General features: G+C 29.7%; 13 protein-coding genes. 11 read left to right on the top strand and 2 right to left on the bottom strand.

Going from position 1 to position 12,747, the window contains the following annotated elements:
• Positions 1–395: 395 nt before the first annotated feature.
• The 10 genes from KQ44_RS10080 (at position 396) to KQ44_RS10030 (ending at position 10,213) form a co-directional block, all read left to right on the top strand.
• Positions 396–584, top strand: a complete 189-nt coding sequence (locus KQ44_RS10080) for a hypothetical protein (RefSeq protein WP_096737284.1) — start codon at positions 396–398, stop codon at positions 582–584.
• A gap of 32 nt (positions 585–616) precedes the next feature.
• The gene (locus KQ44_RS10075) at positions 617–1,237 is read left to right on the top strand and encodes a hypothetical protein (protein WP_096737283.1); all 621 of its coding nucleotides are present in this window, start codon (positions 617–619) and stop codon (positions 1,235–1,237) included.
• A 449-nt stretch (positions 1,238–1,686) separates the two neighbouring features.
• Positions 1,687–2,898: an MFS transporter gene (locus tag KQ44_RS10065; RefSeq protein WP_096737282.1), complete on the top strand. Its 1,212-nt coding sequence runs from the start codon at positions 1,687–1,689 to the stop codon at positions 2,896–2,898.
• 301 nt (positions 2,899–3,199) lie between these two features.
• Positions 3,200–3,697 (top strand): ferritin family protein, encoded by a 498-nt coding sequence (locus tag KQ44_RS10060; RefSeq protein WP_096737281.1) that lies wholly within the window; start codon positions 3,200–3,202, stop codon positions 3,695–3,697.
• 54 nt (positions 3,698–3,751) lie between these two features.
• Positions 3,752–4,501 carry an MIP/aquaporin family protein gene (locus tag KQ44_RS10055; RefSeq protein ID WP_096737280.1) on the top strand — a complete coding sequence of 250 codons (750 nt, stop codon included), beginning with the start codon at positions 3,752–3,754 and terminating at the stop codon, positions 4,499–4,501.
• Positions 4,502–4,537: 36 nt separating this feature from the next.
• The gene (gene glpK, locus KQ44_RS10050; protein WP_096737279.1) at positions 4,538–6,022 is read left to right on the top strand and encodes a glycerol kinase GlpK; all 1,485 of its coding nucleotides are present in this window, start codon (positions 4,538–4,540) and stop codon (positions 6,020–6,022) included.
• Between the two features lie 119 nt (positions 6,023–6,141).
• Positions 6,142–7,581 carry an NAD(P)/FAD-dependent oxidoreductase gene (locus tag KQ44_RS10045; RefSeq protein ID WP_096737278.1) on the top strand — a complete coding sequence of 480 codons (1,440 nt, stop codon included), beginning with the start codon at positions 6,142–6,144 and terminating at the stop codon, positions 7,579–7,581.
• A gap of 64 nt (positions 7,582–7,645) precedes the next feature.
• Positions 7,646–8,920 (top strand): FAD-dependent oxidoreductase, encoded by a 1,275-nt coding sequence (locus tag KQ44_RS10040; RefSeq protein WP_096737277.1) that lies wholly within the window; start codon positions 7,646–7,648, stop codon positions 8,918–8,920.
• 21 nt (positions 8,921–8,941) lie between these two features.
• The gene (locus KQ44_RS10035) at positions 8,942–9,808 is read left to right on the top strand and encodes an arginase family protein (protein WP_096737276.1); all 867 of its coding nucleotides are present in this window, start codon (positions 8,942–8,944) and stop codon (positions 9,806–9,808) included.
• 45 nt (positions 9,809–9,853) lie between these two features.
• Positions 9,854–10,213, top strand: coding sequence for a DUF1667 domain-containing protein (locus tag KQ44_RS10030; protein ID WP_096737275.1), 360 nt, complete (start codon positions 9,854–9,856; stop codon positions 10,211–10,213).
• Between the two features lie 111 nt (positions 10,214–10,324).
• Here KQ44_RS10030 and KQ44_RS10025 read toward each other — a convergent pair whose 3' ends face one another.
• Together KQ44_RS10025 and KQ44_RS10020 are read right to left on the bottom strand one after the other, a co-directional pair.
• Positions 10,325–10,579 (bottom strand): DUF167 domain-containing protein, encoded by a 255-nt coding sequence (locus KQ44_RS10025; RefSeq protein ID WP_096737274.1) that lies wholly within the window; start codon positions 10,577–10,579, stop codon positions 10,325–10,327.
• 34 nt (positions 10,580–10,613) lie between these two features.
• Positions 10,614–11,231 (bottom strand): carboxymuconolactone decarboxylase family protein, encoded by a 618-nt coding sequence (locus KQ44_RS10020; protein ID WP_096737273.1) that lies wholly within the window; start codon positions 11,229–11,231, stop codon positions 10,614–10,616.
• 242 nt (positions 11,232–11,473) lie between these two features.
• Between KQ44_RS10020 and KQ44_RS10015 the strand changes: the two genes are divergently transcribed.
• Positions 11,474–12,747: CDC27 family protein (locus KQ44_RS10015; RefSeq protein ID WP_096737272.1), on the top strand; the 1,274-nt coding region annotated here is incomplete at its 3' end.

The raw sequence follows: 12,747 nt of genomic DNA, 5'->3' as shown, positions 1-12,747 counted from the left end.
AATAATGTTTCATATTTTATATAAATTGTTATTTTAGTATATAAAATAGTTCTCTTTAACCTGCCTACTACACATGCTTTGTGGTGAACAAATATGAAGTATGCCTGCAGCTAGAAGTTTATATTCTTGATAAAATTGTATATACTTCACGAAGTACTGCATTTTTTTATACCTTATTTTCAGATAAAACTATATATTATATATTTTTAACATTAACTGTATAAAAAGGTAAAATTGCAATAGTTATGCTATATCTAAAATTATTATAAATAATTATTAAAATAGTTTTGAACCAAGTACATTATAAAATAAAAGTAATATTTTATAAATTTTTTTTTATTGACTAATTGTATCTATATGATAATATAATTAAAAATGTTAAGGAGATTTTAATAATGTTAAGAAGAATTTTACCTATTTTTATAATAGTTAGTATTTTAGCATTAAGCTGTTCAAACCCTAATAATCCTGATAATAATAGTGGTGATAGCAGTACTTCGGATTATGCTGCTTACGGCATATCAGATCTTTTTTATGGAACTACAAGTTCTACAATACGGATGATACAGGAAATACTCCTGTAGATGTTACTGTATCAGACGGTTCTATAAGCGGATTGGTAATATCAAATAAAGCAACTACTATAAATTTTGATAAATATAAAATATACAGTGAAAACGGTACTTATAAAAATATATATTACGGAGGATATAAGGGTTATATAGTTTCTGACGGTAATTGGGTTGGGGAGATACAGCTTCCTAATGGGTCTTCTACTGGTATAGGATATGTAAGTATAAGAAATGTTTCAACTGAAGAAATAATAGAAGGAATATTGGATAATAATTCAGGAACAAAAAGAGGTGAAGATTTAACTACTGTTGTTGATATAAAAGGAACTTGGACTAGCGGTACTATGAAGTTAGTTATAGATGATCAATTTCTTACTTATTCTGACAATAATCAGCAAAAGTTAAAAATACCTTTTATGTTTTTTAATAGTTTTTCAGGATACGGCGGTACTGGCTATGAAATTAAAGGTCTTTTATATGATGGTGTTAGTATAAATACAACTACAGTAACAACAGTAGGAAAAAATATAAATTTTCAATATGTTGAAAATTATCATCATCTTGATATAACAATAGGATCTGACGGAGTGCCTACTACAGTAGAATGGGCAATGAAAGATAAACCTACAACTGAAGTTCCATCAACTGAATTTACTAAATCTTAAATATTATTTTTATAAATAAGAAGTGCATCGGTACAATAATTCTATATGCACTTCTTTATTTTTATAAAAACTACCATTTAATTAATTTTCTTTTTTATATAAAAATTCATTAAAATATATTAAAAAGTTTTGTATGTTTATTTAATTGTACGCTTCCTTTTGAGTTTTTCTCAATTTCGTATGTATGAGTTTATAAGATTAATACTGAAGTAGGCTTCAATATTTTCGTAATTTTCTTCTAATTCTTTTTTTATAATATTCTAATGCCTCATTATAAGCCCTGCTTCTTCTTTCTCTTTTGCTTTGTAAAAATATGATTTATATTCCATACAAGTGTCCTATAAATTAATATAAAAAAATATCAAAATTATTAAAAAAAATTATATATCTTAATTGAATTTTTTTGAACATAATATATCATTGATAGTAATTTTTTTAGAGAAAAAATTATGTCAGTATTAGAAAGCAGTATATCAGAAGTAAAAAAAGAAGAAAATAAATTATTGGCTATAATAGCATTGGTGCTTTTAAGTTTTGCTTTAGGTACAAGCGAGTTTATAGTGATAGGAGTTTTAACAGAGATAGCCGAGAGTTTTAATATTACAGAAGTTAAAGCAGGCGGTCTCGTTTCGATGTTTGCTTTAGCCTATTCAATATGTACTCCTTTTTCAGCTGCTATAGCAGGTAAGTTTAACAGATTTCATTTTATAATATCTGCAAGCATAGTATTTATCATTCTTAATTTTTTATGTTCATTAGCGTATAATTATACATTTCTTCTTCTTTTAAGAATGCTTATCGCTGTAATTTCTGGTTCTCTGATATCGGTTTCAATATCTTTTAGTCCGTATGTATCATCAAAAGAAAAAAGACCTATGGTAGTAGCTTGGATTTACTCAGGATTTAGTATAGCCTCTATTTTTGGAGTGCCTATAGGAACAACTTTGAGCTATAATTTTGGTTGGCGTTCTTCTTTTATATTCATCTCTATTTTTAGTGCTGTTATGACTGTTTTAATGTTTATAACTCTTCCAAGAAATACTGTAAGTTATAAAGTAAAATTATTATCTCAGTTTGTACTATTTAAAGACAGAAGATTTATATTAAGCACTTTTACAATACTTTTCGGAGCTGCATCTTCATATGTGCTATACACTTATTTGAAACCTATTTTTCTTGATTATGTCCATATACCAAATAAATATATTAGTGCTGCCTTACTTGTATTTGGAGTCGCTGTTCTTTTTAGTAATTTACTTTCAGGTAAACTAGCAGAGCATAACGGAGTTTATAGATTAAGATTTATTTTTATAATGCAGTTTTTATGTATGATAATACTTCCTTTTGCTTTACTTAATATGGTGAGTGCAGCTATTGTAATACTTATTATAGGTTTTTTAATGTATTTGATGAACTCTCCTGTTCAGCTTAGTGTGCTTGATTTTACAGAAAAAGATTATCCTTCATGCATTACATTAGCTTCATCAAATAATTCATTTTCATTCAATTTTGGTATAGCTTTGGGCTCATTTGTGGGAAGTAATATATTTGATAATTTCGGAGTTAGGTTTGTAGGTTTTGGAGGAGCTATATTATCTGTTCTTGCTTTTCTTTGTGTGGTTATGCTTTATAATAGCAATAAATCTAAAAATAATGTATAAAATGTATTAAATGCTAGTTTAAATTTTTTTATAAATATACAGGTACTCAGTACGGGTATATTTATAAGTATATTAATGTTTTATTAAAGTTAATATAATTCACATTAAAAAGAATATAAATTATACTATAACATGGTATGTGTATAATTTGTATAAATCAAATATTTTTTATTATATTTCTATTATTTTTTATCATAAAAATATAAAAAAAAGCGTTTTTTTTAAACATTCATATATATTTCATTAATAAAATTTCTATACTAGTTAATTAGAACAAATAATTAAAAGATTGGAGGTAATAATGGATTTAAAAAAATCAAAAACAGCGGAGAATTTAAAAACTGCTTTTATTGGAGAGGCAATGGCAAGGTGCAAATATATGTACTATGCCGAAAAAGCTAGGGAAGAGGGAATGGAAAATTTGGCATTAGCCTATGAGAAAGCCTCCAGAAATGAGCAGGAACATGGCAAATTATGGTTTGAACGCTATCATGGAATACTCTCAAAAGATGAGAATTTAAAAGATTCAATAGCAGGAGAGACTTATGAATCTGAAGATATGTATTTAAAATTTGCTAAAACAGCAAGGGAGGAAGGCTTTAATGATATAGCCATACTTTTTGAGCATGTAGGAAAGATAGAAGAGGAGCATAAAAAGATGTTTGAAAAATATTTAGGAGAGAATGTTCCTAATATTGATAAGTGGCAATGTGGTAAATGCGGTTATGTTCATAATGATTCTGTTGCTCCTAAAAGATGTCCAGTATGTGAGCAGTACAGAGTAGGTGGTATCAATTAATTTCTTGATATTTTGGTAAAAAATTAGTTATTATTATTATGTAGGAGGATTTTTATGTATAGTAAAAAAGCAGAGTTTTTAGCTGAACTAGTAGGTTCTTTCTTTTTAATACTTTTAGGCTGCGGAGTTGTTGCTGCGGTTGTTGTATGTAATAATGGTGCTCCAGTTAATATTCATATAGCTTGGGGACTAGCTGTTATGTTTGGAGCTTATGTATCTGGTAAAATAAGCGGTGCTCATTTAAATCCGGCACTTACTTTAGCATTAGCGGTTACTGGAAGATTTCCATGGAATAAAATATGGTATTATGTAATAGCTCAAATGATAGGCTGTTTTCTTGGTGCTGCTGTAGTATTTGCTGTTTATTATGCTAAATGGATAGAAGTAGACCCTACATTTTCAAGCACTGCAGGAGTATTTACTACTTTTCCAGCAGTAGCAGGATTTTGGCCTGGCTTTATAGACCAAGTAGTAGGAACATTTATACTTGTATTTTTAATTCTTGCAACAGGAGATGCCAATAATACTCCTGCAGGTTCTAATTTGGGATACTTAATAGTAGGACTTATTGTAGTTGTTATAGGTATGTCATTTGGATTTATGCATGGTTATGCTATTAATCCTGCACGTGATTTAGGACCTAGACTTTTTGCTGTTGTTGCGGGATTTAAAAATAACGGACTTACAGATGGAACTAATGTATGGCTTGTTCCTATAATAGGTCCTATAGTAGGTGCTGTTTTAGGTGCTGTTTTGTATGATTTTACAATAGGAAAATCATTAGCAAAAGACAAAGTTCAATAATTTTTTATTGTTATTTTATTTTTAAGGAGTTTTAATATGTCAAAATATGTAGTTGCAATAGATCAAGGAACAACCAGCAGCAGAGCTATAGTATTTGATTATGATCAGAATATGGTTTCAGTTGCTCAAAAGGAGTTTACACAAATTTATCCTCATGAAGGCTGGGTTGAACATAATGCAGCAGAAATTTGGGCTACTCAGTTCGGAGTTTTGCAGGAAGCTATACAGATTGCAGGAGTTAAGCCTGAAGAGATAGCTGCCATTGGTATTACAAATCAAAGGGAGACTACTGTTGTATGGGATAAAAATACTGGAGAGCCTGTTTATAATGCTATAGTTTGGCAATGTAGGAGAACTGCTCCTATTTGCGATGAATTAAAACAAAAAGGACTTGATACATATATAAGAGAAAATACTGGTTTGGTAGTAGATGCTTATTTTTCTGGTACAAAAATAAAATGGATACTCGATAATGTAGCAGGTGCTAGAGAAAAAGCTAATAAAGGCGATTTGCTTTTCGGTACAATAGATACTTGGCTAGTATGGAAACTTACAGGCGGTAAAGTTCATGTTACTGACTATACTAATGCATCAAGGACTATGATATATAATATCAAAGAACTTAAATGGGACGAAAACATTTTAAGAGAATTAGGCATTCCTATGAGTATGCTTCCAGAGGTAAAAGATTCTTCATGTGTTTATGGATATGCTAATATTAATGGTAAAGAGGTACCTATATCTGGAATAGCAGGAGACCAGCAGTCTGCTTTATTTGGTCAGGCTGGATTTAATAAAGGCGACACCAAAAATACTTATGGTACTGGAAGTTTCATTCTTATGAATGTTGGAGAGAATTTTATATTAAGTAAGAACGGACTTATCACTACTATAGGTATAGGATATAACGGAAAAATAGAATATGCTTTGGAAGGTTCTGTATTTATAGCTGGTGCTGTTATACAATGGGTACGCGATGAATTAAGACTTCTTCATGATGCAAAAGATACTGAATATTTTGCTACAAAAGTAAAAGATACTAACGGAGTTTATTTAGTACCTGCTTTTGTTGGTCTTGGTGCTCCTTATTGGGATATGTATGCTAGAGGCTGTTTAGTAGGTATTACAAGAGGAGTTAATAGAAGTCATATAATAAGAGCAGCTGAAGAGGCTATAGCTTATCAAAGTAAAGATGTTATTGACGCTATGGTTGCTGACAGTGGAGTTAAATTAGCTTCATTAAAAGTAGACGGAGGAGCCTGCCGTGATAATTTCTTAATGCAGTTTCAGGCTGATATTATTAATACAAAAGTTCTTCGTCCTCAAATTACTGAAACTACTGCTTTGGGTGCTGCTTATTTGGCTGGTCTTGCTGTAGGATTCTGGAAGGATAAAGATGAGATAGCAAATAGATGGAAATTAGAGAGAGAGTTTACTCCTTCACTTTCAGAAGAAGAGAGAAATAAAAAATATATGGGCTGGAAAAAAGCAGTTGAGAGATCAAGAGGCTGGGCTTTATAATTTCTTATTGTCATTATCTTGCATATTAATATTCATTTATAATAATTGAATATTAATATGCATTTAGTTCTTACTTATTTCAATCAATAACATCTAATATAATTTACGAGGGATATATAATGTATGATATATTAATTATAGGTGCTGGTGTGTCTGGTACTTCTTCAGCACGCGAACTGTCTAGGTACAAGGCTAGCATATGTGTTGTAGAAAGAGGCGAAGATGTTTGCTCAGGCACATCAAAATCCAACAGCGGAATAGTGCATGCAGGTTTTGATGCGGCAAATGGATCTCTTATGGCTAAGTTAAATGTTCTTGGCAATAAGATGATGAAAAAAATATCAGAAGACCTTGATGTACCTTTTAAACAAAATGGTTCATTGGTGGTTTGTACTAATGAAGAGGACATTCCTAATCTTAAATCCATATATGACAGAGGAATAAAAAACGGAGTTGAAGAACTTCAAATATTAAATAAAGAAGAAGTTCATAAAAAAGAACCTAATCTAAACGACAATGTCTGTGCTGCTTTGTATGCTCCTACTGGAGGTATAGTAGATCCATTCATTTTAAATATTGCTTATGCTGAGAATGCTTATGCTAATGGTGCAGAGTTTAAGTTCAATACTGAAGTTATAAATATTAAAAAACTTGATGACGGCACTTTTGAAGCTGAAACTAATAACGGCATTATAAAAGCTAAATATATTGTTAATGCTGCTGGAGTTTATGCTGATAAATTTCATAATATGATGAGCAAAAACAAAATACATATTACTCCAAGAAGAGGCGACTATATATTACTTGACAAGGAAGTTGATAATCTAGTAACTTCTACAATATTTGCACTTCCTACAAAATTGGGTAAAGGTATATTAGTTACTCCTACAGCTCATGGCAATATAATGCTTGGACCTACTGCTATTGATATAGAAGATAAAGAGGGCTTAAATACCACAGCGGAAGGACTTGCACAGATTATAGAAAAGTCAAAACTCACAGTAAAAAATATACCATATAATAAAGTTATAACTTCATTCTGCGGGCTTCGTCCTCATGAAGATAATCATGAGTTTATTATAAAAGAGCTTGAAGACTGCGAAGGATTTTTTGACTGTGCTGGTATAGAATCACCTGGGCTTGTTTCTTCTCCTGCTATAGGGGTAATGGTGGCTGATATTGTAAGTAAAAAAGGAAACTTTGAAAAAAAAGAAAACTTTATAGAAAAAAGAAAAGGAATAACACATTTTAATAAACTTTCTAATGAAGAGAAAAATAAACTCATAAAAGAAAATCCTTTATACGGACATATAATTTGCAGATGTGAAAAGGTAACTGAGGGTGAGATTGTAGAAGCTATAAAAAGTCCTATAGGAGCTAAATCTCTTGACGGAGTAAAAAGAAGAGTGCGTGCTGGGCTTGGAAGATGTCAGGGCGGTTTCTGTTCTCCTAAAATAATAGAGATATTAGCACGTGAACTTAATGTTTCTCCTATAACCATTACTAAATGTGGCAAAGGCTCTGAAATAGTTATTGGTTATGATAAGGAAACTTTTTGATTTAGAAATTATTAGTATTTAATTAAAAACAATATAATCATTTGTTTTTATTTAAGGAGTAAAAATGCAGTCTTATGATGTTGTTGTTATAGGCGGAGGTCCTGCTGGGCTTGCTGCTGCTGTTTCGGCTAAGGAAAACGGCATAGATAATTTGCTTATGATAGAGCGTGATGAGGTGCTTGGAGGCATACTCAATCAATGCATACATAATGGTTTTGGGCTTCATAGATTCGGAGAAGAGCTTACTGGTCCTGAATATGCTTACAGATTTATAGAAAAAGTTTATGATTTAAATATTAATTATAAGCTCAATACTATGGTGCTTGATATTGTACTTAATGATAATAAGGAAAAAATAATTACTTATATCAATAAAGAAGAAGGTTTGGTGCAGATTAATGCCAAAGCTGTAATACTTGCTATGGGATGTAGGGAGCGTTCAAGAGGGGCTTTGAATATACCAGGATTTAGACCTGCTGGAATATTTTCTGCGGGGGCGGCTCAGCATTTAGTAAATATAGAAGGATATATGCCAGGCAAGGAAGTTGTTATACTTGGTTCTGGGGATATTGGTCTTATTATGGCTAGGAGAATGACTTTTGAGGGGGCTAAAGTTAAGGTTGTTGCTGAGATACTTCCATTTTCCGGAGGACTTAAAAGAAATATAGTTCAGTGTTTGGACGATTTTAACATACCTCTTAAATTAAGTCATACAGTTATAGACATAAAAGGAAAAGACAGACTTGAAGGCGTTACAATAGCTAAAGTTGATGAGAATATGAAGCCTATTAAAGGCACTGAAGAATATTATTCATGTGATACTTTGCTTTTGTCTGTTGGTCTTATACCAGAAAATGAGCTTTCAAAAGAGATTGGCGTTGAGATTAACCCTATAACCTCTGGTGCTATAGTTAATGAAAGTTTGGAGACTAACATTGACGGAGTATTCTCCTGCGGTAATGTTCTTCATGTTCATGACTTGGTAGATTTTGTTTCTGAAGAGGCTGAAACTGCTGGAAAAAGTGCTGCCGAGTATGTACTTAAAAACAAAAGAAGAGATAATACAAACTCTATATCTTTAAAAGGCTCTAATGGTGTGAGATATACTGTGCCTTCTATGATTAATGCTCATAATGTAGATGATCATGTTATGGTAAGGTTTAGAGTAAGTGCTATATTCCAAAACAAATTCTTAAATGTATATTTTGACGGAGAGAGAGTGATACATAAAAAGCATTTGATATTTGCTCCCGGTGAAATGGAGAGTGTGAAATTAGATAAGGCTATGCTTTCAAAAGAAGGGCTTAAAAATATTGAGTTTAAGATAGAAGATAATTAATATAATTTGGAGTTTATATTTATGTCTCAAACTTTAAGGTTAGTTTATCCGCAGTGGCAGGGCGGTATAATATCGCATTGGATAAAGGAGCTTAAGCCTGAGGATTCTTCAAGAGGATATTATCTAGGAGCTAAACTTTTAAGTATATTAGCACCAGAAAATAATACTCATAAAACTATAGAAGTTCCTGTTTCTCTTAATATAGAAAAAAGAGAAGTAAAAAATGGTATTATGGATTATGATTATATAGTAAATCAAACTAATAGTGCATTAGATATACTAAATAAAAATAATCCTGATAAAATAATAGTTTTTGGAGGAGAATGTTCTGTAAGTGTTGCTCCTTTTACATATTTAAACAAAAAATATAATAATGATATAGCTTTGATATGGATAGATGCTCACCCTGATATAACTTTACCTGAAGATAATACTTATGCAGGATATCATGCTATGGCTGTAAGTGCCTGCATGGGTAAAATAGATGCAGTAAATAATCTTCCAAGTAAAATTTCTGCAGAGAATATTTTATTTTTAGGACTTAGAGACTATGAAAGAGAGGAGATAAAGGTACGTCAAAAAGAGTATGGTATAAAGCATTTTGCTCCTGAAGAGATTTCCAAGTCAAGCAAATGTATAATAAAATGGCTTAAAGAATGCAAAGCTAGTAAAGTATTAATACATTTTGATTTAGATGTTCTTGAGCCTAATGAAATAATAGCGGCTGTCGGTGTTTCTCCAAATGGAATGAAAATTAATGAAGTTGTAAGGGTTATAAATGATATAGCAAGAGAAAAAGAATTGGTAGGTCTTACTATAGCCGAGCATATGCCAAAAATAGAAATACTTATGAAAAATATGATGGCTGAGCTGCCTTTATTTAATTAGATAATTACAAACTAAAAACTATTAAAAAATAAAAGGAAGTAATTTATGGAAAAAAAAGAATTAACTTGTATATGCTGCCCTATGGGCTGTGCTTTGTCTGTGGAGATGGATGGAAATCAAGTTACAAGCGTAAGCGGTAATACCTGCAAAAGAGGAGACACTTATGCCAGAGATGAGGTTGTTCGTCCAGTGAGAATGGTTACTTCTATAGTAAAAATAAAAAACGGAAAATTAAAAATGCTTCCAGTAAAAACTAAAGAGCCTATAGACAAATCAAGAATTAATGAATGTTTAGAGGCTTTAAAAACTGTAGAAGTCAATGCTCCTGTTCATATTGGAGATATTGTGCTTCATAATGCCGCAGGTACTGATATAGTCGCTGCTAGAAATATAGAAGCTCTTTAATTTTTTTTATTTATTAATATAATACTCATTTTTGACATTAAGATGAGTATTATATTTTATAATTTATATTAAACTTGTTTCAAAATGAATTGATAATTATTAAAATAAAACCTAATTTTTACTAAAATATTCTTTGAGTTTATTTTCTTCGATATTAATAGCTATAATTTTTTTGCTGCTTTTCTCACCCTTTAATATTTCAATATCTTTTTTTTTAATATTAAGCTCATCAGCCAAAAATTCAATTATAGCCTTATTAGCCTTTCCGTCTATAGCCTTAGCCATAATGCGAATGGAATAAGCCCCATTCTCAAATTTAAAACTATTGGATTTAGCTCCCGCTGTTACTTTAACTTCTATGTTCATAATATTATAGCTGTTATATTTTTTTTATTTCATGTTATTTATTAATTTTACATATATTAGTAAACCCAGCAGTAGGTACTCCCAAAGCCCTTATAAGCCTTGCCCAATAATTCACCTGTGCAGCAGTGGAAGCTAATATAAGTATTGCTCTCTCTGAATACTCTTTTTTTATCTCTGTTATTAATTCTTCGGATATTATTACTGGTGTTTTTGTAATGGCTGAAATATATTTTAAAGCAATCTTTTCTTTATTTGACATTGTATGGCATGAATCTATATCTTTATTTTGTAAATATTTTATTTCTTCTTCAGTTACACTGTCTTTATCATATTCAAAGCTGTTCATGTCTATACAAAATGGACAGGCTATATCTATTGAGATTTGTATTCTTATGAGTTTTAAAAGTCTTTTAGGTACTTCTTTATCATCATGCGTAATTAATGCTTCCAGTATACCAGAACTTATTGCTGTTTTAGGGTTCCAAGCTAAAATCTTTGGAAGGAGTAAGTCTTTTTTTACTTTCTTTTTTGCTATCCACATTGGAAGTTTTAAAAAGAATGGTATTTTTTTAGGCGGATTAATATATGCTTCTTCTATGCTTTCAAAATAATTGTCTTTATCTTTAATTTTAAAATTGATTAAATTATTCATCATTCTTTATCCTAATATAGTTTTTTATTAGTGTTAATTTATACTAAAAATATAATTTTTTGTCAAAGTTTTTTATTATTAAGATATGTTCATAAAAAATAAATTATTTTGATATAAACTGTATGATTATACATGTGTAGAATGCCTAAAACCGTTATTTTTTTGTAATTGTAAAAGTTAATAGGTTTAAATTTCTAAATAATCATTTATAATATAACATTAATATTATAAAAAGTTTGAATATGAAAAATATAGATAAATACCTACAAGATATAGATAATTATATACATAGTAGTAATTATGAAGATGCATTTTCTTTATGCAATAATATTTTAGATAATATTGATATTAATAACACAGAAGCCATATTTAAAGCAGGATATTGTGCATATAAATTAGAGAGATATGATATAGCGATGATTAATTTTTTAAAAGCATTATCATTAGATAAGTCCAATATTAATAAGGCTATGTATAAGTACTATATGGGAAGATGCTATGATATATTTAATTCATTAGAAGATTCTTTAGAATGTTTTAAGAGTGCATATAAATTAGATAAATCAAATCATTACTATGCTTTATGGTTAGGTATTACATATGCTAAAATAGGAGCTAATGATTATAATTATAATTTGGCTTTACTTTATTTATATAAGGCTTTTGGTATAGAGGATAGTTTATTATACAAATATGCAGGATATTGTCATATGCAGTTAAAGAGCTATTCTAAGGCTATAGAATTTTTAGAAAAATCTATGCTTTTGAAAAAAGATGATTACCTTACAAGATATTATTTAGGATATACTTATTTTTCTGTTCATATATATGATAAGGCACTTGAACATTTAAGTGAATCTTTAAAATTAAAAGATGATGAGTTTAACAGCTGGCTTTCTATAGGTATTCTTTATAAGATAATAGATGAAGAGGTCCTATCAGAGGAATGTTTGGATAAGGCTAGAAATATAGCTTTGAATTATAGTGATAATATAGATTATCAGCTTGAATGCTTTATCAAACTTTCAGAAGCTGAGGAGAATGAATATTTAAACTATCTTTATCTTGGTATTTGTTATGCAAAACTTGAAAGCTATAAAAATGCTGTTCATTATTTGTTAGAATCTATAGAAATAAATGAAAAATACAGCAGTGACAATAATTATTTAGCATATTATTGGATAGGATATATTAATTATATAGACAGTGAGTATGAAGAAGCAGTTAAATATTTAGAAAAATCTATTAAACTTAATAATGATGAAGAGAATTATTTAATTTTATTTTGGCTGGGAGATTCTTATTTTAGACTTAGTAATTATAAAAAGGCATTAGTTAATTTGCAAAAATCTTTAGACCTTAAAGAAGATGAAATAGAAACGTATAAATTAATAGCAAAAACATATCTTGAACTTGGAGATAAAGATAAATATAATGAATATATTACTCAGTATAAAATATTATCAAGAAAAGAAAACATCAAAATAATAAAAAATAATGATCAATTAAAAAGATG

Origin of the sequence: Brachyspira sp. G79, from assembly GCF_002379365.1 — a bacterium.
Classification (GTDB): domain Bacteria; phylum Spirochaetota; class Brachyspiria; order Brachyspirales; family Brachyspiraceae; genus Brachyspira.
This window is presented reverse-complemented; position numbering and strand designations above follow the sequence as displayed.